Here is a 25,047-nt window from a genome sequence, read left to right as displayed (position 1 = left end):
CGCGCTCCTCGATCTTCCGAAGGATCGCCGGCGCCAGCGCATCTCAACTCAATCAGTGGGACGATGTCAGTGGAAATCGGCAGCTGGCTCCAGCCGCTCGGGCCTGCAACATCAGCAACGGGTCGGAAAGCGCAAAAGCTCTAAGGAGCGTGAAGGTGACATTAAACATTGAAAGCTAATGTTCCTCATCGGGTCGACCCGGGAACCTGAAATGGCACTTGAGGAATCGCCTATTGGCTTTTTTCCGCGCTAAGTTCGGCGGCATCAAGGAGGTCGTCTTTTCGTCGGCAAACATTCCGGCGGCGATCGCGCTTATCGTCATACTTATCAGCGCCGCGTTCGCGGAGCACCAGAACAAAGTCGTCTCGGACCAGGCCGTCCGTGCGGACGTGTTGACCAAGGTCAATCTCATCCGCGCCAAGCTCGAAGGCAATATCAACGGAAACCTTCAACTCGTGCGTGGATTGGTCGCCGCCGTCGTGACCGAGCCTTATATGGGACAGCAACGCTTCGCCTCGCTGGCGAGCAATCTATTTGGCGCCGACTCGCAATTGAACAATATTGCCGGCGCGCCCGATCTGGTCGTTTCCCTGATGTACCCGATGGAGGGTAATGAGCAGGCGATGGGCCTGGACTACCGCAAGAACGAGCGGCAGCGTGCGGCTGCGCTGAGGGCGCGAGATGAACGCAAGCTGGTGCTTGCCGGTCCCGTCGAGCTGAAGCAGGGGGGACAAGGCTTCATCGGCCGCTTTCCGGTTTTCGTGCCCAGCGCGGGCAACACGGAAAGGTTCTGGGGCATTATTTCAGCCGTTGTCGACGTGCAGCGCCTTTACAAAGCGAGCGGCATGCTTGACGACGATCTCGGGATCGACGTAGCGCTGATCGGCAGGGACGCCCTCGGTCACCGAGGTGGTCAATTCTACGGCAATGAGGAGATCAGCAAAAGCGATCCGGTGACGGCTGACGTTTTGCTTCCTTCCGGCTCGTGGCAGCTCGCTGCCATTCCCAAGAACGGCTGGCCTTCGACGCCAAGTAACGCATGGTTGTTGCGCGCGATCATGGCGACGGCCGGGGCCTTGGTTGTGTTCCCTTTCCTGGTCACTGGTCGTCTGATAGGCGAAAGACAGCGCAATTATGCGGAATTGCGCCGATTGTCACGACGCCTCGAACTCGCTCTGGAAGCTTCGGCTATCGGGGTTTGGGAACACGATCTCGCGACCAACGAGCTTACATGGGATGAACGCGTCAATGAAATATATGGCAAACCAGCGGGGGAGCACCGGGGCTACACAGACTGGGCGGGAGCGATCCATCCAGATGATCTGGCTGGCGCCAACGCAGATTTCGATACGGCGGTGGCCAGCGGACGACCATATTTGTCGGAGTACCGGATTGTGCGCCCGAATGGCGAGGTCCGTCATGTCCGGTCCAAGGCGATCCTTTACCGGGCCACAAACGACACCCCAAAAATGATCGGCGCGGAATGGGACGTGACTGCCGACGTCCTGCTGAACAAGGATCTGGTTCGCGCAAAACAGCTGTCGGAGTCGAAAAATGCAGAACTCGAGTCGGCCAAGGCGCGCATAGAGCACATTGCGCTTCATGACTCGCTGACCGGCTTGCCCAACCGGCGTTACCTCGACCAGGTACTGGAAGACTACGCGGCAAACGCCAGGCGCTCAGGCGGGCGTGCGGCACTGCTTCACATCGATCTGGATCGGTTCAAGCACATCAACGATACGCTGGGCCACGCCGCCGGTGACGCGATGCTGGTTCACGCGTCGACAGTCCTCAGATCGAAGGTCGGCGACGAAGGATTCGTCGCCCGCATTGGAGGAGACGAATTCATCGTTCTGTGCGTGGTACGCGACGATACCAAGCAACTGGCGCTGCTTGCCGATCGGGTCATCAGCCAGATGCGCGAGCCCGTCTATTATCAGGGCCACCGGTGCCGTTTTGGCGTCAGCGTGGGTATAGCTGTCGACAACGGAAAAGATGTCGAAGCCAAACACCTGCTGGTGAACGCAGATATCGCGCTTTACCGAGCAAAGAGCCGAGGGCGCAATCGATACGAATTCTTCACTGACGCGATGCAAAGCGAAATCGTCGATACAAAACGGATTGCCGACGAAATTCTCGGCGGCCTCGAGCGCAACGAGTTCATCCCGTTCTACCAGCCCCAATTTGACGCAAAGACGCTCGAAATCGTTGGGGTTGAGGCGCTGGCGAGGTGGCAACATCCAGTAAAGGGTATTTTGGCGCCCGACATCTTCCTGAGGATTGCGGAAGAACTGAACGTCGTCTCGATCATCGACCAAGCCATATTGAAGCAATCGCTTTCGGATTTCGAAGAGTGGTCCGCTGCAAAACTTAACATTCCACGGGTGTCGGTCAATGTCTCGGCGAGGCGCCTTCAAGACGAGGAGCTTATCAAGAGCCTACGAGAACAAGATATCAAGAGAGGAACAGTTTCGTTCGAGCTTGTTGAGTCGATTTTCCTGGACGAGAACGACGATCTTGTCACGTGGAACATCGAGCAAATAAAAGAACTGGGGATTGACATCGAAATAGACGATTTTGGTACCGGCTACGCTTCGATGGTCAGTTTGCTGAAGTTGCAGCCGCGCCGGCTGAAGATAGATCGGCAGCTGGTCACCCCAATCGTCAAATCGCCGCAGAGAAGGCAGGTTGTCTCGTCGATCATCGAAATCGGCAAATCGCTGGGTATCGAGGTCGTGGCGGAAGGCGTCGAGACGATGCAGCACGCACGGCTACTCAAGGGCCTGGGCTGCGACATATTGCAGGGTTATGCCTTCGGCCACCCGTTAGACTCCGAGGGACTTAAGACATTTGTCCGATCGCGGCGCCTGCGCACGGCCAGCTGAGCCTCGGCGCCAGAATTTATCGAGCCGACCGCCTTGAGGTTGCGGTACATAGGCGCACAGCGGACAAAGCTGAAAACAACGCCAAACCTCAGATCAGCAGCAGGCCCTTCATGCTGGAGTGGCCTTTCCTGCCGATGATGATGTGGTCGTGAACGGCAATGCCAAGCGGTTTGGCCGTCTCTATGATCAGCTTGGTCATCTCGATGTCGGCGCGCGACGGCGTCGGGTCTCCCGACGGATGATTATGCGCCAGAATGATCGCCCTCGCAGAGAGCTCCAGGGCGCGCCTGACCACCTCGCGCGGATAGACCGGTGTGTGGTCGACGGTGCCGACCTGCTGCACTTCGTCGGCGATCAGCGCGTTTTTCTTGTCGAGGAACAGGATGCGGAACTGCTCGCGCTCCTCGAAGGCCATCACCGACCGGCAGTATTCGAGAACCTGCGTCCAGGTCGACAACAGCTCGCGGCCGGCGATCTCGCCGCGCGCCATGCGCTGCGCCGTTGCCGCAACCACCTTGAGGTCGAGCGCCACCGCCGGGCCGATGCCCTTCACTTCCTGCAGGCGCTCGACGGGCGCGCCGAGGACCTCGGCCAATGTACCGAAGCGTGACAGCAAGGCCTTGGCGACCGGCTTGGTGTCGGCGCGCGGGATCAGCCGGAACAAAAGAAGCTCGAGCAGTTCGTAGTCGGGGAGGGTGTTAGGACTGGCGGCGAAGCGCTCGCGCAAGCGGTCGCGATGGCCGAGATAATGCGGCTTGTCGGCGGCCACCGCCTTCGCAGGCGATCGCACCGGCCTTTCGGGAAAGAAGGCCCGCTCGTCGTCGTCACCGTTCATGGCTGCCCACCCAGCATTTGCCGGGCACGGTAACGCCCCGATCTGCCAGACACTAGGCCCGCAGGCCGGGGCGGTCGAGGTTTTTTGGCGACAGCGTGAAGATCTCGCAGCCGGTCTCGGTGACGCCGATCGTGTGTTCGTACTGCGCCGACAGCGAACGGTCGCGCGTCACCGCGGTCCAGCCGTCCGACAGCACTTTCACATGCGGCCGGCCGAGATTGATCATTGGCTCGACGGTGAAGATCATGCCCGGCCGCATCTCGACGCCTTCGCTGGCGCTGCCGTAATGCAGGATATTCGGCGCGTCGTGAAACAGCCGGCCGACGCCGTGGCCGCAGAAATCGCGCACCACCGAGCAACGCTCGGCTTCGGCATAGGTCTGGATGGCGGCGCCGATGGCGCCGGTGCGGGCGCCCGGCTTGATTGCCGCGATGCCGCGCATCAGGCACTCATACGTGACTTCGAGCAGCCGCTCCGCGGCACGCTTGATCGTGCCCACCGGATACATGCGCGAGGAGTCGCCATGCCAGCCGTCGAGTATATAGGTGACGTCGATATTGACGATATCGCCATCCTTCAACGGCTTGCTGTCGGGTATGCCGTGACAGACGACGTGGTTGATCGAGGTGCAGGATGATTTCGTGTAGCCGCGGTAGTTGAGTGTCGCCGGAAGCGCGCCATGGTCCATGCCGAACTCGAAGACGAAGCGATCGATCGCTTCGGTGGTGACGCCGGGCGCCACCATCGATACCAGTTCGTCGAGGCAGCGCGCGGTGAGATCGCAAGCCTTGCGCATGCCGATAAAGCCTTCCTCGTCGTAAAGACGGATCTGGCCGGTGTTTCTGAGCGGTGCCGTGGCGGCGTCGAGATAGGTGACCATTTTTATCCGTCTTGCAGGGATGCGAGGGCTGGATGAGCCCCCGCCAGAGAAATCTCCCCAGATTTGGCACTGGAAGGCGCAAGGTTCAAGGACGAACTGCCGGCGACGGTCGAGGACCTGCGATATTCACGCCAGGGGGCGTCCTCCTTTGCCTGTAGCGGCCTAATGCTTCCGCCGGGTTCATTGGCTACCGCAGTGACGACACATTTCTAGGCGAGAAGTCGGCCCAAGCATGAAGCCGCCACGGCAACTTTTTATGCCGAACGATGTTGCTGCGGGGGTGTCGGTTCGGGAGAGGTCGAATGGACAGACTGCAATTTGCGGTGCCGGTGCGTATCGCGCCTGTGCCCGGCCAGCCGGTCGAGGAAATCTACAGTGTCGAGCAGGCGCTCGATTTGCTGCAAACGTGGCCGGTTCGCCGGAAGGGGCCAACCTACCAGGCCGCGTTCAATGCCTGTTTTGGCGCCACGGTGGACATCGTCGAGACCGAAGACGCATGGCGGGCCTTCATGGCCTTTTGCCGGGTGAGCGGCTTGCTTGCCAGGGACATGATGGTTCCTCCGCGCAAGCGCGGCGGCGAGGCGAGGGGGCTGAGGGCGTAGGGAGCCGTCGACACGATCCGCAGTCTGTCTTCGCCCCTTTGCTGACACCCCCTCAGAGTGGGTAGGGTCCAGCCACGCTTGCCAGCATCACGCTGGCGATAGACATATGCCAAGTTGAAATTGCTGGTACGCCCAAGGGGCGTGCTTGTTTCTCGCAAGATCAAGCACTTAGGTTGCCCAACCGGTCGCAGGGCCCCCATTGAAAACATTGCAGCTTTCGCCGCGTTGTCCAACCGGCCTTCCGATGATGAGCGAAAGGATTGCGTCGGCACCGACGCAATCGGAAGCGTAGCATCGCGGAACTCGCAAGATCCCGCGCCGACGGCCGACGAACACGCCGGCATGGCTTGGTGGAACGCGCTGGACGAAGGCGGCCGGCGCGACTGGATGCAGCAGGCCGGTAACACTGGGCGCGCTGCAGACGCATGGAAAGCCTATAAGCGCGCATGTCCGAATACCGTCGGTAGTGGCGACGGTATTCGCACCGCGGCTGCCGAAAACTGGTCGGAGTTGGCGGCGAAAGCCCACGTCGTCGACGCTGCCAGTCGGTTATTTGGCGCCAGAGCTGCGCGCCAGCTGTGGCAGGATCTCGGTCTACCGGCAGTTGGCAAATCCCCCGGACCCCCTGATTTGAGCTTGCTGCACTACGTCGCCGCATTCGTCGAGGCGCGCCTGGTCGCAGACTGCCGGGTCGGCATCGCCGCGCGGCAGCTTCACAAGGCCTACATTGAATGGGCGGACGAGACGATCGCGCCTCATCTGACCCTCACGAGGTTTGGATTGCTGATGCAGAAGACCGCCATTCGGCGTGTTGCCGGCCGCATCGTCACCTATGAAGCGCGGTTCAAATGACTAAAACCCCGTACCCCCGCTTTAGGTCAGCGCACTGCCGGAAAGTGGCGTTTTCGTTGTTTTCATTAGCTTTTCCGGCGCGACACTTGCGACACCTTGCGACACTTCGCGACACCTTGTTCAGCGAGATAAAGGTAACAATTTCAAATAGTTGCGACACCCTGCGATACTTATACGCGTCCCTATATGCGAGAGAATTTAAAAAACAAAACTCAATTTTATAGCCTATAGGCGACGAAAAGTGCCGCAAGTATCGAACCTATTGATATCTCACGATAAACTATCGCTTAAAGTATCGCTAAAGTATCGCTAAGTGTCGCTAAAGGTGGTGAATTGGAATGATGGATAAGGGTCATCAGTTGGCAGCCGGCAGGGCCGTAATCCGCAATGCGGATGTCATTGGTCTGAGGACTGTGCGGCGACCCTGTCCAAGCCGGTCGCCAGCAAGGGGCTCGGCAATACCGACCCCCTTTTCGGCTGACCCCACCCCCGGTGTAGGGACCGTATCAAGGGCCTCTGACCTATACGGGCCCGGGGGAGCCCGGGATTTTTCTAGTAAGTGATCTCGCAACCGGTACACGCACAAACGCGTGTGCACACGTGCTGCACACATCATACAACCTGAAGGGGAACTGCAATGACAAACAAGACGATTGAAGCCGTGATGCGGCTTTCAGCCAAACTCGGCTCGATGAGCGCCTTCGGCCAGCTTTCCGCCAAGCTCAACCAGGTCAACCAGAAAGCGCTGGCGTTCAATCGGACGCAAACCACGATGGCGCGCACCTCTATGCTCGCCATGAATGCCGTGCGAGGCGTGATTGGCTACCAGGTCGTTCGCGGTGCCGGCGCGCTGGTGACCAACTTCGCCGACGCCGAACGCCGGCTGACGAGAATCGCCGTCAACGCCGATGCCGGCAAGGACAAGCTTGGCGAGATGTTCCGCACCGTCGACCGTGCCGCGCTCGACTATGCGATGACGCAGGACGGCATCACGGACGGTCTCGAAGCACTTGTCGCTTCCGGCCGCAGCGTCGACGATGCGCTGTCTTTCCTGCCTTCCGTCGCCGCCACCGCGCAGGCCGCCGGCGCCGATATTGCCGACATCGCCACTACGGCAGATGCGATCGGAAGCTCGTTCAAGTTTACCGGCGACAACATGCAGCGCGCCTTCGACATCCTGGTTACGTTGGGCAAAGAGGGCAAGTTCGAACTGAAGGACATGGCCCAGTATCTGCCGTCGCTGGCGCCGGCCATGGCAGCGCTCGGCTACGAGGGCGAGAAGGGTTTGGGCAAGCTGGGATCGATGCTGCAGACAGTGCGCCTGCAAACCGGTGACGCCAGCTCGGCCGCCACCAATTTGCAGAACGTGTTGCAGAAGATGGAATCGAATGAGACGGCGAAGAGCTTCTCTAAGTTCGGCGTCGATCTGCGCAAGGAAATGGCCAAGGCGCGCAAGGAAGGTCGCGACCTGATCGATGTGTTCATCGAACTGACCGAGCGGGCGCTCAAGGGCGACCTGTCGAAGATCCCGCAGCTGTTCACCGATGCCCAGTTCATGCAAGGCATGCGCGCCCTGTTGCAAGGGCGCGGCGCCATGGAAGGTTTCCAGAAGGCGATTGAGAATGTCGACGGTTCGACGATGCGCGATCTTGGTGTGATCCTCGACGGGAACAAGGCGAAGATCGACAGGATGGCCGCTTCATGGGAGCGCATGAGCAGGGCCATCGGCGGCGGCATTGCGCCTGCCGCGACCGGCGCCATGGACTTCGTCAGCTCCAATATGGACAAGGCGCAGTTCATCAACGCGCAACTCGACAAGGAAGGCATGGGCTTTTGGGAAAAGCGCATGTGGTGGGCGCGCAACGGCTTCGACAATCATGACCAGGGGATGAAGGCCTTTAAGGGCGGCTGGCGTTCGCCGGAAGGCTTGATCGCCGCCAAGGGGCCAATGAGCGCCAGCCCGGAACTGCCGTCGAGGCGTCAGGACCAGCCGGGCCGCATACCGCTGCCGACCGCGCGCCCCGTCGCGCCAACCGTGGCCGAGCAGTACCGGCTCTACGGTCGCGGGCACGCCGCCGCCGTTCGCAACAGCGTTCAGCTCGAGAAGCCGGGCGCCGGCTATTTTGGCAACGAGATCGATTTCAGCGCAATGGACCGGGCCACAGCCGCGGCGACTGCCGATCTCAAGGGGGCCTTCGACGACGGTGGCCGCTCGATCGCAGAGTCCGCGAGGTCGATCAATGAGGCCGCCAGGGAAGGCGGCAGTACCTTCGCATCGATGCTGGCGGGTGTAGGTAAGCAACTCGGCGTTGACGCCGCCGCCGCGTTCAATGCGAACGTTCGGCCGGTCCCGATCGCTAAGCAGCTGTCCGTCAGAGCCGATACTGGACGCTCGGAAGCGGGCCGCATGATGGGGCCGCGTTAGTGGGTATCGACGGCGAATTTCTATCTCAGCGGTTTCAGCAGCTCGGCGATGAGCACACAGAGCTGGTCAGGATCGCTTGCGCCATGGCCGAGATCGACGACCGGGAGGACCGGCTGTTTCGCAGGCTGATGATCGCCGAAGCAAGCAATCGTATCGCCGATCTCTGGCAGGAAGTCGCCGCACACCTGGCGGACGGGGGCGCGGGGGCCGATGCCTAAAAAGAAGTCGATCTCGTTGCCCGGCCGCACCTCACGGCCATTTCAGTCCTCTTCCCGTGAAACATTGCCGACGTTTCACGCTCGGGTCGCGCCTTTGCTGCCGGCGTTGAGCATCGCCACGGCGCAAGCGGCTGCGGTGCGACGGGCGACCGCGCGAGGCCACACCATGGGCACCTGGCATCGCGACCAGGGCGAATGGCGCACGGCTTGTGAGCGGTGTGGGGAAAAGCTCGACCTGGCGACAGGCGCGCTCAGCGCGGCCGGCGTGGCGGCCGTGAAGGCGCAGGGCGGCATTGCTGGCGAGATGGAAGGCGGCATCGTCTACGTGCTTGGCAGCGCGTTGGAGCCCTGTCCTCGCTGATCAAAATGCGACAGTTTGCGGGCAGGGCGCAGAGATTGAGGGGGATAGGGGGAGTGCTTATTTGGACAGTAATTCCTCTTCCCAAGCACCGCGGCGGAACGATCGGATATCGATCTCGCCCTGGTCATCCCACTCGATATTCATGACCTTCTTTTTGACATGGATATCTAGACCATACGGAAGGTTCTCGGCTCTTATGCCAAGCACGGCGCATTGATACTTTGAAGCGTCATCAGGCGCATGTATCTTTTGAAAGGGTGTACGATAGGATATGATCATGTCGCCTATCTTCGCAACATATCCGAATTTGTCCCATTGCCCTCGGTGAGACCTAATCAGCCCGATCGCGTGATTTCTTATTCTTATTGCATCATCTAATTTTGACATCTGTATTCCTATTCCTTCTTTAGTGCCCTAAACGCTGCGCCTGCTCGCGCCGCGACTTCCGCTTCGTAGACATCCTTCCGCAAGCGCACCCCCGGTCCGTCGCCGTTCTTGTCGATGAAGACGATCCCGGCCGCTTCCAAGGCCTCGCGAATGTCATCCACGGTCCTCGGGTAGGGAACCCTTTTTCCGGTCTCAAATGTGGCGATCGTCGCTGTCGCTACATGCGATGCCTCGGCCAGCTGGTCCTGGGACCAAGCGATCAATGCCCGTGCTGCCCTACACTGCGCCGGAGAGATTGTCAATTTCATGCAGCCTTGAATGAAAACAGTTGACTTTAGATTTCCTGCAGAGTTATAGGAAAAATATAACTTAGATGCAAGGGGAGAAACTCTCTAATGCCGAACGCACTCGTTGCGGCAGCCGCCGAAGGCTTGCTGTCAATTAACCGCCGTCAGGTCCTTCATGGCCTGGCAGCATCGTCAGCCGCCGCCGCTGCCTTGGTGGCGGCTATTCCGGCCGCGCCTGCCGCCGAGCATCCCGACGCCGACCTTTTCTGGCTTGATCAGGAAATGGCGGAAGCCGAGGCCCAGATGAACCTGGCGGACAAGGCCTGCTGTCGGGCCGGCAAGATCGCAGACAAGCTCTATCCGCCGCAGCCTGCCGCATGGGCGGAACCGCGCATGCCGGACGACGTCCACGAAATGGTTGCATCCATGCTTGTTCGGGACCTTGCAATTCCGGAGAAACAGCCGGCGCCTTTGCGTGATTTTCACAAGTCTCGTGAAGAGCAGCGGGCCGCGCACAGGGCTTTGCAGGATGCCTTCCTTGATAAGGTGGATGAGATAAATCGCCAGGCCGGCGTTGATGCCGCCGAGGCCGCCTACCGCGCGCGCTCTGCGGAGTTTTACAAGGTCGGCGATCGCATTTTGGCAATGCCGGCCAACACCTTGGAGGGTATCCTCGTCAAGCTCCGGGCGGCCGACAAAATTGACGCAAAGAGCGAGGCCTTGATTTCGATCGCCGCCGACATCAGGCGCCTCGCAGGGGAGGCGTCGTGATGGGTAAAACCCCCCGGCGCCCCGACGCCAAGCTCCTCCGGCTCGAGGCCAAATTCAACGCCGCGAGCGATCTATGGAACGAGGCCACGCACCGGACGGCGAAGCTCGAGGATCAGCTTGAAGAGGCGATTAAGCGTCTCAGATCGCGTCTCATGCCGCGCATCGCAAAGGCGGAAAAGAAGGAGGAGAAAAGGGCCGCAGCTTTCGGTCGCGCGCTCGATAAGGTCATGAAGACCAAGGCCAATACCATTGAGGGCCTGGCCGTGAAAGTCAGGGTTCGCGAGCGCGATTACACGGACGACGAGGATCTGGAGATAACCATCCTCCGAAGCCTAATCGACGACATCAGGGCGATGAGCCGAAGCGGCTGATGCCACACATGATGAATTGCGCTGCTACTTTCTTGTTGACGGATTTTGAGAGTCGGTGCTATTTAGCTCCTATGAATAGCACCGACTCTCAAGATTTGGTCGAACCTCGGTACACTACGCCGGAGGTTCTTGCTGTCACGCGGCTCCGGCCGGAGGTCCTGCAAACCTGGGTCAACAGGGGTGGGAAATCCGAGATGAATACCCCGCTTCGGGAAGTCTTCGGCGCGCGCAATCCCGGCCGAGGCAACCGGCGGCTCTATTCGGCTATCGACGTGGTCAAGCTGGCTATCATGCGCCGCATGGCGGACCTCGAAGTGTCGCTGTCACAGTCCGTCGAGATGGCAGAAGCCGCCGGCAAGACCTTGTTACGCGGCGATGGGATGGACTGGAACACCTACATCATGCTGCGGCCGTCGGGCGCGACCGCCAAGCTGGTCGAAGTCGATCACGTCAGTGGCTACACGCTCGGCAGGTTTCTCCCCCTTCACGGTGATCCGCGCAGCATCCGGCTTGATTCGATCGTCGAGGATTTCGAAGGCCTGCCCGGCATTGGCAGCCGCCGCGACAAGATCCCCTTGGCGGCCGGCGGGTCGCCGGATCGTCCCATCAATCCCGAGAAGCGGGAAGCACTGGCACGGCGCGGGATACACGCCGAGCCGGTCATTGTTTTCCCCCTCGGCGAGATCGTCAACGGCGCGCTCGCGCAACTCTCTGAATTCGAACGCAAGGAAATTCCGTGATGGCCGACATCTATCAGAATGGCGAATTGATCCTGCACGGCCCGGTCTTCAAAGACGCATGGGGCCCGAATTCGTTCACTTCGCACGATGTCATCGCCGCACTGGCGCAGCACGGCAGCAAGCCGCTCACGGTGCGGCTGAACTGCCCGGGCGGCGATGCCTTCGATGGCATCGGCATCTACAACGCGCTTGCACGCCACAAGGCGGGCGTCAGCGTCGTCGTGGAAGGCCTGGCCGCGTCGGCCGGTTCGCTGATCGCCATGGCCGGCAGCGAAATCACCATGTGCGCGGGCGCCATGATGATGTTGCACGAGGCCCATGGCGTCACGGTAGGGCCGGCCTCGGAGCAGCTCAAGCAGGCCGAGCTTCTCGACCGCCTGAGTGGCGAATACGCCAGCATCTATGCAGCGCGGTCTGGCGCGGCGCCGGATGCCGTGCGCGCCTCGATGAAGGACGAAATCTGGTTCACGGCCGAAGAAGCCCTCGAGGCCGGCTACGCGACCAAGGTCGACAAGGCGAAGGCGAAGTCATTCGCGGCCTTCGATTATCGCGCCTATGCCAAGGCGCCGGAAGCGCTGAAGGCGCTGGCGCTAAAGAACAACTGGACTGCCGGCGAGAGGCCGCTTTCGGCCTCGGCCGAGAAGGATCGCGCCGACAAGCTGCAGGCCGAGCTGGATGCTTTGAAGGCGTCCAGCCAGACCGAAAAAGACCGGCAGACGCAGGCATCGGCCTATGAAGCCAGCCGCCTGGCGGCCATGCGGATGCCGATATCCGGACTGGCGCAGCCTGGCAATCGCGGCAGTCGCAGCGGGCCCACTACCTGGAACGACTTCCTCCCAAAGTAAGGACTAGAACCGATGAGCGCAGCTCCCAAACCCAATCCCGCCGATCTCTTCGACCCGATGGCGATTGCCATGTTGAACCGGCACTCGCCGGGTATCGTCCGCGCCGCCTTTGGCGACGACGTATCGCGTGCGCATCCTGGCATGGGTCTCCGCGATGCGGCGGCTGCGGTCGCCTCGAAGACCGGAGGGCGCACCGAAATCCGCGCCATGATGACGACGGATGATTTTCTGAAAATCCTGTCGGATACGGTCTCTGTCTCGGCGCTGGCGGCGCAGATCATCAATTACCCCGAGATCCTGCGCATCTCTCACGAAACCACCTACGAGGATTTCCGCGAGAAGGAGAGCGTCCAGGGTGGTCTGTTCCCCGAGTTGCTCCCGCCTGGTGAGGGCGGAGAGGTGCAGTATGGGACGATCGGGGAGCGCAAGGAAAAGACCTTTGCCGTCATTCGCTCGCGGATGATCGAGATCACGACGGAAGCGCTAGTCAACGACAATCTCGGCTTGCTGGTGCAGCCGGCGCTTCGCATCGGCGAAACCGTGCTCGACGGCAAGGCGCGCGTGATCGTCAACCGGATCGAGTCGAACCCGGTGCTGTCCGATGGCGTCGCCGTGTTCCACGCCAGCCACGGCAACCTGGCTGGTGCCGGTGCGGTGCTGGATGTGACGACGCTTTCGGCGGGGCGGCTCGCCATGCGCCGGCAGAAGGACATCGACGGGCTACGCGACATCGGCGTTCAACCCTCCTTCCTGGTAATTCCGCCCGAGCTCGAAACGACCGCCGAGCAGCTGCTCGCCGCGATCACGGCCACCTCGGTCGACGAGGTCAACCCGTTCTCGGGCAAGCTGACGCCGGTCGTTGAACATCGGCTCGCCGACCCGAAGGCCTGGTACCTATTCGCCCGGCCGGAGCGGCAGATGAGCCTCGAGCATGGCACCGTCAACGGCATGGACGATCCGGAGGTGCGTACAGAGGCTCCAATCAACCGGCACGCGGTCATCACTCGCGTTTCCACCGCCTTCGGCGCCGGATGGATCGACTATCGCGGCGCCTACAAAAACGCCGGACCGGCGTAAAATCAGGAGAAATCGACAATGAGAAACCTTGTCCAGGATGGCCATACGGTGCCGTTGACGGCGCCCGTCGACCGCGCGCCGGGAGATATCGTTTGCGTCGGCAGCATCGTCGGCATCGCCGTCGGCGCTGCCGCCAGCGGCCAAGTCGTGCAGACGCGGCTTGAGGGCGTCTTCAAGGACCTGCCGCTGAAGAGCGGTGATGTCTTCGCCGCCGGCACTCTCGCCTACTATGTGGTTGCCGACGACGAGCTGACGACGACTGCCGGCACCAACAAAAAATTTGGTGTTGCGCTTGGTGGCGGTCAGTTCAGGCTCAACGGCGCGTTCTAGGAATCTGCCGGGACCTTCAGGGGCGCGCGGTTCGTCCTCTCACGCCAATTCCGCCCGGCAAATAGTCATGATCCGGGATTGGTTGAAATCGCATGAGAAGGCCTGTCGCGCTCGGATGTACAGCGCGGCAAGCCAAAGCGGATGCAGCCGGGTGGATGGTTGCCCCGGCTGCATCCGCAACTTTCTCACCGGATCCGGAAAGCTAGCCCTCATGGCCAATAGATCTGCTCTCATTACCCAGGCGGACGCGACGCGCCTCTTCAAGGCGGCCAAGCTCGCTGGCTATGATCGAGCCAAGTTTGTTTCCTATCCCGATGGCCGCGTCGAGGTGCAGGTTGAAACCACGCGCCGGGGGGCGCAGAGTGGCGATGACGCCAGCGAATGGGACGATGTCCTTTCATGAAACGCCGCGCGGCCAACCCATTCCCCGGCGTCTCGCCGGCCCCCGATCGCCACGGCAAAATGCGTTGGCGCTTCCGGAAAAAGGGCGTGCCGCAGACCTATCTGCCAGGCGAATACGGCTCGATTGAATTCCGCAAAGCCTATGAGGCCGCGCTGCAAGGATCCCGCGCGGCCGCGATGCCTTCCCGGCACCAATACGGCACATTCGATTGGCTGATTGAGCACTACAAGCGCTCGCCGAAGTGGAAGAAGCTTCGACCGATCTCGCAGTACAATCTCGGCAAGGACTTTGATCGCTTCAGCAAGGTTTATGGGAAGCGGCGTGTCGCTACTTTGCGGACAGAGCACGTCGAGGCGATCATCGGCAAGAAAGCCGACACGCCGTCGGCGGCCAATCACCTGCTGAAATTGCTTCGCAGGCTATGCCGTTTTGCAATGCGTAAGAAGCTGATCGCCGTCGACCCGACGCTCGACGTGGAACGCTATGCCGAAAACTCTGACGGTTTCCATACCTGGACCGAAGACGAGATCATCCAGTTCGAGGCGCATCACGGCAAAGCGTCCAAGGCGGTTCTCGCGTTGCGGCTGATCCTCAATTCCGGTGCGGCTCGGCAAGACGTCGTCAAGCTGGGGCGCCAGAGCGTGCGCCACGGGCGAATCGCTTATCGCCGCGGCAAGACCGGCGGCGACGTGGACTTGCCTATCATCGAGGAGCTCGAAGAAGTTTTAGCGCTGGTCCCTGGCGATCGGATGCTGTTTCTCACGCACACCGGCGATAGGCCGTACAAGCCGACGACATTTGGCAATTGGTTTCATGATCAGTGCGTCGATGCCGGACTGCCGCACTGCGCCTCTCATGGCCTCAGAAAGGCCGGTGCGACGCGCCTTGGTAATGCCGGCGCGAGCGAATTGGAGATCATGACTTTCCTCGGCCATAGCACTCCCGACGAGGCGCGGACCTATGTCAAGAAGTTCAACCGGAAACGGTTGAGCGACACCGGCATGGAGAAGGTGTCTAGGGCAAAAAGAGAACAGGATTTGTCCAACCCGGTAGAAAAGTTGGACATTCACCGCCGCAAGGCTTTGAAAGAAAAGGGAAATTAGATGAAGGTGGTACGCCCAAGGGGAATCGAACCCCTGTTACCGCCGTGAAAGGGCGGTGTCCTGACCGCTAGACGATGGGCGCGCTCAGATGTGAGCGCTTATAGTTGCGTCGCGACAAACCGGCAACCCGTCTGCCGCCGGCTGCGACAACTTTTTTCCTTTGGCTCCAAACCGCGTCTTTCCGACAGCCAAGCTGGTTTTGCGGCATGATGTAGCGTCGCCGAGCGAACTTCGCAGTGGCCGAAGAACCTCGCCCTAACCGCGCCTGCGGCAACGCCAGTTCCAGTCGCGCTCGGGGCCGACATCGACATGGACGGATTCGGTGTGGCAGTAGGTGCCGACGCCGCCGCGGCCCGGCATGGTGCGGATGTAGCTTGCCAGTTCCCACTTCGAGACGCCGGGAACCTGGATGTCGGCGGCGGCGCAGTACATGTGCAGCGAATTCTTGGCGCCGTTGGCGCGGCGGTTGCGGGCCGGATCGCGATAGCCGGAGGTGACCGTCATCTTGCGGCCGTAGTGGCCTTCGATCGTCTTCAGCACGCGAACCAGCGACGGCTTCAAGCAGGCGACATCGACGCTTTCGTTCTGTTTCAGGAGGCCGTTGGGCGCCAGCCGGGCAAGGCCGGCGGCGGAGGCGACCTGGTAGGCGCCACCCGAACCTTCGTCTTCGTTGAGATCGACGTCGCTCTCATCGTCGAGGCCGGATTTGCGCTTGATCTCGAACAGCGCCGTCTGGCGCACGCCCGGCAGCGCATCGGCCGTGAAATGGCTGGTATCGCCGGTCGACACCAGCTGCACCGGCTTTTCAGCCGGATTGGCCGAGGCCAGGGTAACGGTGGGTTTTGCCGCAGGCGTCGCCTTGGCCTGCACGACCGCTGCCTGCCCGCCCGATCTGCTGTTGGCCGGCGATGCTGCCGAAGCGGGGGTGGCGCTGAACAGCGAGGCCAGGAAGTTTTTCTTCGGTGCGTAGGCCTGTGGCTGCGGCATCTCGCCGGCGGTTACATAGACCGGGTTGTTCGTCGCCGCCGCGGCGGCCTTGGCGTCGGGCTTCGATGCATCAGCACTGTTCTGTGCCACGGCCTGTTCGGCCGTCTGGGCGTTTGGTTGCAGCGGCTGCGGCGTGTGTCCCGCGATCGTCTCGGCTGCCGTTGGAACGGCGATCGGGAAGCCGGCATCGGGCTTGGCCCCTGGCTTGGCTATTGGCACATAGGCGACTTGCTCGGGAAGGTTGGCGTCACCGTCGGCATTCATCGTCATTTGTGCGGTTGTCATCTGCGACGATGATGCGGCCGTGCTGGCCTGGGGCGCACCGGCGGCCGTGCTGATTTCGGTAGCCGAGGTATTGTAGCCTGGCATGCCGACCGACATGGTCGGGTCGCCGGCCGAGGTGCAGGACGCCAGGAGCACCGAGAAAAGCGCCGCCACAATGGCGCGGCTTTCTCCCTTCGCGAGGCGCGATCCTGCTGATCTCAAAACAAAATTCCCCCTCGATATCCGACCGGTTCGTCATTGGCGCGGCGCCGAAACGTCTCGTCGAAATGACCCTTGTTCCCCGAACCGGAAACGAGACCTGTGTCAAATCTGCAAGCCTCAAAGTAATTTGGCGGCTAGAGGATGAATCAAGGCTGCTCAGGGTTGACGGCACCATTTCGCCCGCTTTTGGCGGCGCGTCAACTCACCACACATTACAGATGGTTACACGCGCACCTTGACATAGGTGCCGGGGGCTTCGCCTAGAACTTGCATGTGCTCGCCCGGTTTGCGGGCCGGAACGGGGGTATTGTCCTTGGCTTCGATCCAGCGTTGCCAGTGCGGCCACCAGGAACCGGGGTGGGCTGTGGCCCGGGCGAGCCATTGGTCAAAGTCGCCGGCCGGCTTGCCGCCGGTCCAGTATTGATATTTTTGCGCCGCCGGCGGATTGACGACCCCGGCGATGTGGCCGGAGCCGGCCATGACGTAGTCGACCTCGCCGCCGAAATATTTCGAGCCGAGGAATACCGATAGCGCCGGCGCGATGTGGTCCTCCTTAGAGGCGAGGTTGTAGACCGGAATGGTAACGTCCTTCAGCGAAACCGTGCGGCCCGCCAGTTCCATCATGCCTTGCGAGAGCCTGTTCTCGAGATAGCAATTGCGCAAATAGAAGGAATGGTTGGCAGCGCCCATGCGGGTCGAATCGGCATTCCAGTAGAGCAGGTCGAAGGGCAGGGGATCCTTGCCGCGCATGTAGTTGTTGACGACATAGGGCCAGATCAGGTCGCCCGAGCGCAGCATGTTGAAGGCAGTCGCCATCTTGGTGCCGTCGAGATAGCCTTTCTCGTTCATCGCCTTCTCGACGGCCGCGACCTGCTCCTCGTCGACGAACACTTTTAGATCGCCGGCATAGGTGAAATCGACTTGGGTCGTGAAGAAGGTGGCGGATTTGATGCGGTGGTCGCCTTCCTGCGCCATCAGCGCCAGGGCCGCCGCCAGAAGCGTGCCGCCGACGCAATAGCCGATGGCGTTGACCTGCCTTTCGCCGGTTGCCTTCTCGATCGTGTCGAGGCCGTATTGCAGGCCCTCCCTGATATAGGCCTCCCAACTCTTGGCGCCGTGCCGCTCGTCCGGGTTGATCCAGGAGATTACGAACACGGTGTGGCCTTGCTCGACCGCCCAGCGAATGAAGGATTTTTGCGGGTTGAGATCGAGGATGTAGTATTTGTTGATCCATGGCGGGCAGATCAGCAGCGGCCGCTTGAGCACGGTGTCGGTAGTCGGCTCGTATTGCAGGATTTCGGCGACGTCGCTGCGGCCGACCACCTTACCCGGCGTGGCGGCGAGATTCTTGCCGATCTCGAAGGGCGAATAATCTGCCTGCCGCAGCTTCAGGTCGCCCTTGCCCGCGGCGATGTCCTCGGCGAGCATCTTCATGCCGCGCACCAGGTTTTCGCCGTTCGAGGCGACAGTCTCGCGAAACAATTCCGGATTGGTCAGGATGAAATTCGACGGCGAGATGGCATTGGACACCTGCTTGACATAAAAGCCGGCCTTGTGGCGGGTATGCTCGTCCAGGCCGTCGGCGTGCTCGACCAGTTCGGCCGCCCAGCGCGAGGTGACCAGATACGCCTGTTTGAGGAAATCGAAGAAGGCGTTGCGGCCCCATTCCGGGTCCTGGAAACGCTTGTCGCCGCGCTCGGGCTTGACCGCATCCTCGGCGTCCTCGGCGCCGGCGCCGACGCGCTGGACAGCATTGGCCCAGACGGTCATGTAGCCGGAAAACAGCCGCGTTTGCGCCTCCAGCGCGCGCTGCGGGTCGGAGAGCCAGTACTCGGTGAGCTTGGAGAACGTCTTCACCATGTCGACGACCGGCTCGGCGACGTGATCGCGTACCTCGCCCTTTTCCCGCGGCTCGGCCCATGCCGAGGCGGCTTTGCCGGCCTGCTCGATCATGCGGGCCATGTTCAGAGCGAATCGTTCCGGGTCCTTCACCAGATATTGCTCGACGGTCGAAGGTTGGTCATCTTCCGCTTTGCCCGAATCGGGTGTTTTGGCCATGGTTCGCGGGGTTCCTCCCGAAGCGTTTTGTTGACATATTACCATGGGATATCGAACAGGGTCCAATGTGCTCTAACCCGGCCGCCAGGAAAACAATATGACGATTAATATTGGCAAGAACGTTTTTTCCGGCACTGGTCGTTTTTGCCGCATGGCGCTCGTCATGTTGGCGATGGCCGGTTGCACGAGCAGCAACATGGAAGGTGCGGCGCCCGCCACCGGCCTTGTCGGCGCGAAGGACACCGGTTCCTATCCGAACCTGAACATCCGGCCGCAGGTGGCGGCCGAGCAATTCACCGACGAGGAAAAGAACGCCAAGCTCGCCCAACTGAAGGCCGAGAAGCAGAGCCAGACCGCCAAGGGCGGCGGCGTCAAGGTTGCGGACCAGGCAGCGCTGGACCAGCTGGCAAAAAAACACGGCGCCGAGGCGCTGAAGCAGATCGAAGGCAAATGCGACCCCGCTCTCGACCCTAGTTGCAAATAAGCTTATACGCGCGACCGCAACCTCACTGTCTGGAACTGCCATGGAAGAATTTCACAAGGTCCGCCGGCTTCCGCCCTATGTCTTCGAACAGGTCAACCGCCTGAAGGCCAGCGCCCGTTCGCGCGGCGCCGACATCATCGATCTTGGCATGGGCAATCCGGACCTGCCGACGCCCAAGGCCATCGTCGACAAATTATGCGAGGTGGTGCGCGATCCGCGCACGCACCGATATTCGTCGTCGCGCGGCATTCCGGGTCTGCGCCGTGCACAGGCCAACTACTATGCCCGCCGCTTCGGCGTGAAGCTCGACCCGGACAGCCAGGTGGTGGCGACGCTCGGCTCGAAGGAGGGCTTCGCCAATATGGCACAGGCGATCACCGCCCCCGGCGACGTGATCCTGTGCCCCAATCCGACCTATCCGATCCACGCCTTCGGCTTCATTATGTCGGGCGGCGTCATCCGCTCGCTGCAGGTCGAGCCGGACGACGGCTTTATCCCGGCCCTGGAGCGCGGCATCCGCCATTCGATCCCGAAGCCGCTGGCTCTGATCCTCAATTATCCGTCCAACCCGACGGCACTGGTCGCTTCGCTCGATTTCTACAAGGAGGTGGTGGCCTTCGCCAGGAAGAACGACATCATCATCCTGTCGGATCTTGCCTATTCGGAGATTTATTTCGACGGCAATCCGCCGCCTTCGGTGCTGCAGGTGCCGGGCGCCATAGACGTCGCCGTCGAGTTCACCTCGATGTCGAAGACCTTTTCGATGCCGGGCTGGCGTATGGGTTTTGCGGTCGGCAATGAACGGCTGATCTCGGCGCTGACGCGGGTGAAATCCTATCTCGACTATGGCGCCTTCACGCCGATCCAGGTGGCGGCGGCGCATGCACTGAACGGCGACGGCGCCGACATCGCCGAAGTGCGCGACGTCTACCGCAAACGCCGCGATGTCATGGTCGACTCCTTCAGCCGTGCCGGATGGACCATTCCCGCACCGGCGGCATCGATGTTCGCCTGGGCGCCGATCCCGGAGCCGTTCAAGCACCTTGGCTCGCTTGAGTTCTCCAAGCTCCTGATCGAGCACGCCGACGTCGCGGTGGCGCCGGGCGTCGGCTTCGGCGAGCATGGCGACGATCACGTGCGCATCGCGCTGGTCGAAAACGAGCATCGGATCCGGCAAGCGGCGCGCAACATCAAGCGCTTCCTCGCATCCAGCGCCAAGCAGCCGAATAATGTCGTACCGCTCGCCGCGCATCGCTGATCTTATACACATCGACCGAATTGTTGAGGGGCGTCGCCGGACATGGCTGAAGCGTTGCGTGTTGGAATTGCCGGCCTCGGCACCGTCGGTGCGTCTGTGGCCCGTGTGCTGCGCGACAAGGCGGCCGAACTGACGCGGCAGTGCGGACGCGATATCGTGGTGTCGGCGGTTTCGGCCCGCGATCCCAAACGCGACCGCGGCGTTGATCTTGGCACAGCACAGTGGTTCGACGATGCCGTCAAGATGGCGCAGATCGCCGAGATAGATGTCTTCGTCGAGCTGATCGGCGGCGACGAAGGCCCGTCGCGCTCGTCCGTCAAAGCGGCGCTCGAGGCCGGCCGACATGTCGTTACCGCAAACAAGGCATTGCTTGCCAAGCACGGGGTGGCATTGGCCGAGATCGCCGAGAGGAAAGGCGTGCTGCTCAATTACGAGGCGGCGGTGGCCGGCGGCATTCCGGTTATCAAGACAATGCGCGAGGCGATGGCCGGCAATTCGGTGACCCGCGTTTTCGGCATCCTCAACGGTACCTGCAACTACATACTGACACGCATGGAGGCCGAGGGCCTGTCCTTCGATGCCTGCCTGAAGGATGCGCAACGGCTGGGCTACGCCGAAGCCGACCCGACCTTCGACATCGAGGGCCATGACACTGCCCACAAGCTGTCGATCCTGACCAGCCTGGCCTTCGGCACGAGGATCGCAGCCAACGATATCTATATGGAGGGCATCTCCAACATCAGCCAGGCCGATATCCGTGCGGCCGGCGATCTCGGCTACCGGATCAAGCTGCTTGGCGTCGCCCAACGCACCGAAAGCGGCATCGAGCAGCGCGTGCATCCGACCATGGTGCCGACGGCCTCGGTCATCGCGCAAGTGCACGGCGTCACCAATGCGGTGGCCATCGAGACCGACATCCTCGGCGAATTGCTGCTCTCCGGCCCCGGTGCCGGCGGCAACGCCACCGCATCGGCGGTGATCGGCGACATTGCCGACATCGCCAAGAGCCGGCCTGGCTTCCAGCATGGTCCGGTCTTCGGTCGGCCGGCGAAGGAATTGAAGCCTTACAAAAAGGCGCAGATGCGCAGCCATGCCGGGGGTTATTTCATCCGGCTGACCGTGCACGACCGCCTCGGCGTCTTCGCGGCAATAGCGAAGCGCATGGCCGACAACGACATTTCCCTGGAATCGATCGTCCAGCATGCCGCCGGGCCGGAAACCGAGGCACAGAAGACGGTCATCCTGGTGACCCACGAGACGACCGAGGCGGCGGTGCGCAAGGCCGTCGACGGCATCACCAGGGACAGCCTTCTGACCGACAAGCCGCAAGTCATCCGCATCGAGCGGGCCGGATAGCAGTCTCACATTTTGCCTTTAATCGTTTGATATTGCTGCGCTTTAAAAAGGCCCGGCGCAGGTCTTGCTGTTGTCACGGGGCTTTGACACAAGAAGCGCGTCTCTGGCGGGAGGCCAATGCATGTCGCCAAAAAGTGGGCAGCGGTTTTGGGACAACGACATGCATAAAAACAAAGTGCCAACGAGGATTGTCCATCGATGAATGTGGCCCAGAACATTGTCGCCGGCCTCGACCGGATACTGACCATGGAAGTGGTGCGCGTCACCGAACGCGCAGCGGTCGCGGCCGCCAGATTGCGCGGACGCGGCGACGAGAAGGCCGCCGACCAGGTTGCGGTCGATGCCATGCGGCAGGAGCTCAACCGTCTTGCCATCAACGGCACGGTGGTGATCGGCGAAGGCGAGCGCGACGAGGCGCCGATGCTTTATATCGGCGAGGAAGTCGGTACCGGCAAAGGCCCGGCTGTCGACATCGCACTCGATCCGCTCGAAGGCACGACGATCTGCGCCAAGAACCTGCCCAACGCATTGGCCGTTATTGCCATTGCCGAAAAAGGCAGCCTTTTGTTCGCGCCGGATGTCTATATGGACAAGATTGCGATCGGCCCGGGCTATGCCGACGGCATCATCGACATCGATGCCTCCCCGGCCGAAAACATCGCCAGCCTCGCCAGGGCCAAGGGCGTGCCGGTGGCGGAGATCACCGCCTGTATTCTCGACCGGCCACGCCATGGCGCGTTGATCGAAGCCGTGCGGGCGACCGGCGCCGCGATCCGTCTGATCGGCGACGGTGATGTCGCCGGGGTCATCCACACCACCGATCCGGACGAGACCGGTATCGATATCTATCTCGGCACCGGAGGCGCGCCGGAAGGCGTGCTCGCAGCTGCCGCCTTGCGCTGCACCGGTGGCCAGATGCAGGGCAGGTTGATCCTCGATACGCCGGAAAAGCTGGCGCGCGCCGCCAAGATGGGCATCTCCGACACCAAACGGATCTACCACACGCAAGACATGGCACGCGGCGACGTGCTGTTTGCCGCGACCGGCGTCACCGACGGCAATTTGCTGGCCGGCGTCAAGTTCGGCCGCAATTTCATCACCACGCACACGATCGTGCTGCGCTCGTCATCGCGGACCGTGCGCGAAATCAAGGCCAGGCATCAGGATCTGGAAAAGTTTTGATTTCGACTCAGTTAGCCGTTGCATATTGTGCGCAATGACAAATTGCAGACGGCGCACCACGTGACGGGGGAAAGACGCTTTTTCCTCGATGTAAGGCAATCGGCCACCGGCGTTTCCTGGGAACACCGGCTGACCGAGCGCCAGGACATGGCCGCGCTCGCCATCGCGCAAGGTTATGGCGTGCCCGACATCGTGGCGCGCGTGCTGGCCGGGCGCGGCGTCACCGCCGATCAGACCGAGCGGTTCCTCGATCCGACCATCCGCAACCTGCTGCCCGACCCGGCATCGCTGACCGACATGGACAAGGCCGCCTCTCGTATCGCCCAGGCGGTGATGGCCAGGGAAAAGGTAGCGATCTTTGGCGACTACGATGTCGACGGCGCCGCCTCGTCGGCGCTGCTCAAGCGCTTTCTCGCGCATTTCTCGGTGGCGTCGGAGATCTACATACCGGACCGCATCTTCGAGGGTTACGGCCCCAATCCGGAAGCGATGCGCGAACTCGTCTCGCGCGGCGCGACGCTGATCGTCACAGTCGATTGCGGCACCAACAGCGCTGCTTCCATCGACGCCGCAAAGGCCGCCGGCGCCGACGTCGTGGTGCTCGATCACCATCAGGTCGGCGGGCCGTTGCCGGCGGCGGCTGCGGTCGTCAACCCAAATCGCGAGGACGACCTTTCCGGCCAAGGTCATCTCTGTGCCGCCGGCGTCGTCTTCCTTTGCCTGGTGCAGACCGCGAAGATCCTGCGCGGCCGCTTGCCGGATGCCGCACCGCCGGACCTGCTTGCCCTGCTCGACCTGGTGGCGCTGGGCACAGTCTGCGACGTGGTGCCGCTCACCGGCGTCAACCGCGCCTTCGTGGTCAAGGGGCTGCAGGTGGCGCGGCAGCAGAGAAACGAAGGGCTGGCGGCGTTGGCGCGGGTCTCGCGTATAGGCGAGCCGATCAGCACGTTCCATCTGGCCTTTCTGATCGGTCCGCGCATCAATGCCGGCGGGCGCATCGGCGACGCAGCACTTGGCAGCCGCCTGCTTGCAACCGACGACCCGGTCGAAGCTCGCACCATTGCCGAGACGCTGGATCGACTCAACCAGGAGCGGCAGTCGATGGAGCAGGAGATGCTGGCCGCGGCGCGCTCAGAGGCGGACGCCGAGCTTGCCGGCGGCAATGGTCCGGCCATCGTGGTCACAGCCAGCAGCAACTGGCACCCGGGCATTGTCGGCCTACTTGCCTCGCGGCTCAAGGACCATGCGCGCCGGCCGGCATTTGCCATCGCCTTCAACGCCAATGGTGTCGGTACCGGTTCAGGCCGTTCAGTGTCTGGCTTCGACCTCGGCCGGCTGGTGCGCGAGGCTGCCGATGCCGGGCTGATCCTCAAGGGTGGCGGTCACGGAATGGCGGCAGGCATCACTGTCGAGCGGGCGAAGCTCGGTGAACTCAGGGCTTTCTTCGAAGAGCGCGCGGCGGTGGACGTGTTCCGCCTGCAAGGCGAGGAGAGCCTGGCGATCGACGGTGCGCTTGCCGCCGAGGGCGCGACGCTCGCGCTGCTCGATGCACTTGAGAGGGCAGGGCCGTTCGGCGCAGGGCATGTCGCGCCGGTGTTCGCGCTGCCGCGCCACCGGCTTGTCGATGCGCGGGCGGTCGGCACCAACCACATCCGCGCCGACCTGCAGTCGGAAAGCGGCGGCCGCATCCAGGCGATCGCCTTTCGCGCCGTCGATACCGCGCTCGGCGAATTCCTGTTCAAGAACAGGGGTAAACCGGTGCATGTAGCCGGCTCGCTGTCGGGCAACCACTGGAACGGCAACCGCACGGTGCAATTTCGTATCGTCGACGCGGCGCTTGCCTGAGAAGCTCGCTGTCCGCTCT

25 protein-coding genes and 1 tRNA gene are annotated in these 25,047 nt (G+C 61.8%); 19 read left to right on the top strand and 7 right to left on the bottom strand.

The window, feature by feature from the left end; genetic code table 11:
* The first annotated feature begins 305 nt into the window (after nt 1-305).
* Complete coding sequence (locus tag NKJ12_RS19765; RefSeq protein ID WP_352704654.1) at nt 306-2,885, top strand: bifunctional diguanylate cyclase/phosphodiesterase; 2,580 nt, start codon at nt 306-308, stop codon at nt 2,883-2,885.
* Nucleotides 2,886-2,973: 88 nt separating this feature from the next.
* Here NKJ12_RS19765 and radC read toward each other — a convergent pair whose 3' ends face one another.
* On the bottom strand, nt 2,974-3,720 hold the full coding sequence (gene radC / locus NKJ12_RS19760) for a RadC family protein (protein WP_352704501.1): 747 nt from the start codon (nt 3,718-3,720) through the stop codon (nt 2,974-2,976).
* Between the two features lie 52 nt (nt 3,721-3,772).
* Complete coding sequence (gene map, locus NKJ12_RS19755) at nt 3,773-4,600, bottom strand: type I methionyl aminopeptidase (protein ID WP_254818354.1); 828 nt, start codon at nt 4,598-4,600, stop codon at nt 3,773-3,775.
* Between the two features lie 302 nt (nt 4,601-4,902).
* On the opposite strand from map, the gene NKJ12_RS19750 reads away from it, so the two are divergent.
* The 5 genes from NKJ12_RS19750 to NKJ12_RS19730 all read left to right on the top strand — a co-directional run bounded on the left by NKJ12_RS19750 (nt 4,903) and on the right by NKJ12_RS19730 (nt 9,058).
* Nucleotides 4,903-5,202, top strand: a complete 300-nt coding sequence (locus tag NKJ12_RS19750; RefSeq protein WP_352704499.1) for a DUF982 domain-containing protein — start codon at nt 4,903-4,905, stop codon at nt 5,200-5,202.
* Nucleotides 5,203-5,316: 114 nt separating this feature from the next.
* Complete coding sequence (locus NKJ12_RS19745; protein ID WP_352704497.1) at nt 5,317-6,054, top strand: hypothetical protein; 738 nt, start codon at nt 5,317-5,319, stop codon at nt 6,052-6,054.
* Between the two features lie 637 nt (nt 6,055-6,691).
* A complete protein-coding gene (locus NKJ12_RS19740; protein ID WP_352704495.1) occupies nt 6,692-8,479 on the top strand; it encodes a phage tail tape measure protein in 1,788 nt (595 codons plus the stop codon).
* Between the two features lie 83 nt (nt 8,480-8,562).
* Nucleotides 8,563-8,697 (top strand): hypothetical protein, encoded by a 135-nt coding sequence (locus NKJ12_RS19735; RefSeq protein ID WP_352704493.1) that lies wholly within the window; start codon nt 8,563-8,565, stop codon nt 8,695-8,697.
* Complete coding sequence (locus NKJ12_RS19730) at nt 8,690-9,058, top strand: hypothetical protein (RefSeq protein WP_352704492.1); 369 nt, start codon at nt 8,690-8,692, stop codon at nt 9,056-9,058. Before NKJ12_RS19735 ends, NKJ12_RS19730 begins: the two co-directional genes overlap by 8 nt.
* Before the next feature lie 57 nt (nt 9,059-9,115).
* On the opposite strand, the gene NKJ12_RS19725 is transcribed toward NKJ12_RS19730, so the two are convergent.
* Together NKJ12_RS19725 and NKJ12_RS19720 are read right to left on the bottom strand one after the other, a co-directional pair.
* On the bottom strand, nt 9,116-9,337 hold the full coding sequence (locus NKJ12_RS19725) for a hypothetical protein (RefSeq protein WP_352704490.1): 222 nt from the start codon (nt 9,335-9,337) through the stop codon (nt 9,116-9,118).
* Between the two features lie 116 nt (nt 9,338-9,453).
* The gene (locus tag NKJ12_RS19720) at nt 9,454-9,747 is read right to left on the bottom strand and encodes a helix-turn-helix domain-containing protein (protein WP_352704652.1); all 294 of its coding nucleotides are present in this window, start codon (nt 9,745-9,747) and stop codon (nt 9,454-9,456) included.
* A 198-nt stretch (nt 9,748-9,945) separates the two neighbouring features.
* Between NKJ12_RS19720 and NKJ12_RS19715 the strand changes: the two genes are divergently transcribed.
* The 8 genes from NKJ12_RS19715 to NKJ12_RS19680 all read left to right on the top strand — a co-directional run bounded on the left by NKJ12_RS19715 (nt 9,946) and on the right by NKJ12_RS19680 (nt 15,372).
* Nucleotides 9,946-10,503, top strand: coding sequence for a hypothetical protein (locus NKJ12_RS19715; RefSeq protein WP_352704488.1), 558 nt, complete (start codon nt 9,946-9,948; stop codon nt 10,501-10,503).
* Entirely contained in the window at nt 10,500-10,874 is a 375-nt protein-coding gene (locus NKJ12_RS19710) for a hypothetical protein (RefSeq protein ID WP_352704486.1), read from the top strand. Before NKJ12_RS19715 ends, NKJ12_RS19710 begins: the two co-directional genes overlap by 4 nt.
* A gap of 272 nt (nt 10,875-11,146) precedes the next feature.
* Nucleotides 11,147-11,614 (top strand): hypothetical protein, encoded by a 468-nt coding sequence (locus tag NKJ12_RS19705; RefSeq protein WP_352704484.1) that lies wholly within the window; start codon nt 11,147-11,149, stop codon nt 11,612-11,614.
* Entirely contained in the window at nt 11,614-12,459 is an 846-nt protein-coding gene (locus NKJ12_RS19700; protein WP_352704482.1) for a head maturation protease, ClpP-related, read from the top strand. Before NKJ12_RS19705 ends, NKJ12_RS19700 begins: the two co-directional genes overlap by 1 nt.
* A gap of 12 nt (nt 12,460-12,471) precedes the next feature.
* Nucleotides 12,472-13,536, top strand: a complete 1,065-nt coding sequence (locus NKJ12_RS19695; RefSeq protein ID WP_352704480.1) for a phage major capsid protein — start codon at nt 12,472-12,474, stop codon at nt 13,534-13,536.
* Nucleotides 13,537-13,554: 18 nt separating this feature from the next.
* Complete coding sequence (locus tag NKJ12_RS19690) at nt 13,555-13,866, top strand: DUF2190 family protein (RefSeq protein ID WP_352704478.1); 312 nt, start codon at nt 13,555-13,557, stop codon at nt 13,864-13,866.
* 67 nt (nt 13,867-13,933) lie between these two features.
* Nucleotides 13,934-14,269, top strand: a complete 336-nt coding sequence (locus tag NKJ12_RS19685; protein ID WP_352704476.1) for a hypothetical protein — start codon at nt 13,934-13,936, stop codon at nt 14,267-14,269.
* Nucleotides 14,266-15,372 (top strand): tyrosine-type recombinase/integrase, encoded by a 1,107-nt coding sequence (locus NKJ12_RS19680; RefSeq protein ID WP_352704474.1) that lies wholly within the window; start codon nt 14,266-14,268, stop codon nt 15,370-15,372. Before NKJ12_RS19685 ends, NKJ12_RS19680 begins: the two co-directional genes overlap by 4 nt.
* Before the next feature lie 7 nt (nt 15,373-15,379).
* Here the strand turns inward: NKJ12_RS19680 and NKJ12_RS19675 are convergent.
* The 3 genes from NKJ12_RS19675 to phaC form a co-directional block, all read right to left on the bottom strand.
* A tRNA-Glu gene (locus tag NKJ12_RS19675) sits at nt 15,380-15,454 on the bottom strand.
* Nucleotides 15,455-15,627: 173 nt separating this feature from the next.
* On the bottom strand, nt 15,628-16,740 hold the full coding sequence (locus NKJ12_RS19670; protein ID WP_352704650.1) for a YcbK family protein: 1,113 nt from the start codon (nt 16,738-16,740) through the stop codon (nt 15,628-15,630).
* A 327-nt stretch (nt 16,741-17,067) separates the two neighbouring features.
* Nucleotides 17,068-18,903, bottom strand: a complete 1,836-nt coding sequence (gene phaC, locus NKJ12_RS19665; protein ID WP_352704472.1) for a class I poly(R)-hydroxyalkanoic acid synthase — start codon at nt 18,901-18,903, stop codon at nt 17,068-17,070.
* 97 nt (nt 18,904-19,000) lie between these two features.
* Here phaC and NKJ12_RS19660 point away from each other — a divergent pair, with 97 nt between their 5' ends.
* The 5 genes from NKJ12_RS19660 (at nt 19,001) to recJ (ending at nt 25,028) form a co-directional block, all read left to right on the top strand.
* The gene (locus NKJ12_RS19660) at nt 19,001-19,387 is read left to right on the top strand and encodes a hypothetical protein (protein WP_352704470.1); all 387 of its coding nucleotides are present in this window, start codon (nt 19,001-19,003) and stop codon (nt 19,385-19,387) included.
* A 40-nt stretch (nt 19,388-19,427) separates the two neighbouring features.
* Nucleotides 19,428-20,645 (top strand): LL-diaminopimelate aminotransferase, encoded by a 1,218-nt coding sequence (locus NKJ12_RS19655; RefSeq protein WP_254818358.1) that lies wholly within the window; start codon nt 19,428-19,430, stop codon nt 20,643-20,645.
* 42 nt (nt 20,646-20,687) lie between these two features.
* A complete protein-coding gene (locus tag NKJ12_RS19650; protein ID WP_352704468.1) occupies nt 20,688-22,001 on the top strand; it encodes a homoserine dehydrogenase in 1,314 nt (437 codons plus the stop codon).
* 198 nt (nt 22,002-22,199) lie between these two features.
* Entirely contained in the window at nt 22,200-23,183 is a 984-nt protein-coding gene (gene glpX / locus NKJ12_RS19645) for a class II fructose-bisphosphatase (protein WP_352704466.1), read from the top strand.
* A 60-nt stretch (nt 23,184-23,243) separates the two neighbouring features.
* Nucleotides 23,244-25,028: a single-stranded-DNA-specific exonuclease RecJ gene (recJ, locus tag NKJ12_RS19640; RefSeq protein ID WP_352704464.1), complete on the top strand. Its 1,785-nt coding sequence runs from the start codon at nt 23,244-23,246 to the stop codon at nt 25,026-25,028.
* Nucleotides 25,029-25,047: the final 19 nt, after the last annotated feature.

Origin of the sequence: Mesorhizobium sp. M0195, assembly GCF_040322115.1 — a bacterium.
Classification (GTDB): domain Bacteria; phylum Pseudomonadota; class Alphaproteobacteria; order Rhizobiales; family Rhizobiaceae; genus Mesorhizobium.
The sequence above is the reverse complement of the archived record's forward strand: the minus strand, read 5'-3'. Positions and strand labels throughout refer to the sequence as shown.

Coding starts and splice junctions, on each gene's coding strand:
- radC (WP_352704501.1), bottom strand. CDS start 3,720: ATGAACGGTGACGACGACGAGCGGGCCTTCTTTCCCGAAAGGCCGGTG.
- map (WP_254818354.1), bottom strand. CDS start 4,600: ATGGTCACCTATCTCGACGCCGCCACGGCACCGCTCAGAAACACCGGC.
- NKJ12_RS19750 (WP_352704499.1), top strand. CDS start 4,903: ATGGACAGACTGCAATTTGCGGTGCCGGTGCGTATCGCGCCTGTGCCC.
- NKJ12_RS19740 (WP_352704495.1), top strand. CDS start 6,692: ATGACAAACAAGACGATTGAAGCCGTGATGCGGCTTTCAGCCAAACTC.
- NKJ12_RS19735 (WP_352704493.1), top strand. CDS start 8,563: ATGGCCGAGATCGACGACCGGGAGGACCGGCTGTTTCGCAGGCTGATG.
- NKJ12_RS19730 (WP_352704492.1), top strand. CDS start 8,690: ATGCCTAAAAAGAAGTCGATCTCGTTGCCCGGCCGCACCTCACGGCCA.
- NKJ12_RS19725 (WP_352704490.1), bottom strand. CDS start 9,337: ATGATCATATCCTATCGTACACCCTTTCAAAAGATACATGCGCCTGAT.
- NKJ12_RS19700 (WP_352704482.1), top strand. CDS start 11,614: ATGGCCGACATCTATCAGAATGGCGAATTGATCCTGCACGGCCCGGTC.
- NKJ12_RS19695 (WP_352704480.1), top strand. CDS start 12,472: ATGAGCGCAGCTCCCAAACCCAATCCCGCCGATCTCTTCGACCCGATG.
- NKJ12_RS19690 (WP_352704478.1), top strand. CDS start 13,555: ATGAGAAACCTTGTCCAGGATGGCCATACGGTGCCGTTGACGGCGCCC.
- NKJ12_RS19685 (WP_352704476.1), top strand. CDS start 13,934: ATGATCCGGGATTGGTTGAAATCGCATGAGAAGGCCTGTCGCGCTCGG.
- NKJ12_RS19680 (WP_352704474.1), top strand. CDS start 14,266: ATGAAACGCCGCGCGGCCAACCCATTCCCCGGCGTCTCGCCGGCCCCC.
- NKJ12_RS19670 (WP_352704650.1), bottom strand. CDS start 16,740: ATGTCGGTCGGCATGCCAGGCTACAATACCTCGGCTACCGAAATCAGC.
- phaC (WP_352704472.1), bottom strand. CDS start 18,903: ATGGCCAAAACACCCGATTCGGGCAAAGCGGAAGATGACCAACCTTCG.
- NKJ12_RS19660 (WP_352704470.1), top strand. CDS start 19,001: ATGACGATTAATATTGGCAAGAACGTTTTTTCCGGCACTGGTCGTTTT.
- NKJ12_RS19655 (WP_254818358.1), top strand. CDS start 19,428: ATGGAAGAATTTCACAAGGTCCGCCGGCTTCCGCCCTATGTCTTCGAA.
- NKJ12_RS19650 (WP_352704468.1), top strand. CDS start 20,688: ATGGCTGAAGCGTTGCGTGTTGGAATTGCCGGCCTCGGCACCGTCGGT.
- glpX (WP_352704466.1), top strand. CDS start 22,200: ATGAATGTGGCCCAGAACATTGTCGCCGGCCTCGACCGGATACTGACC.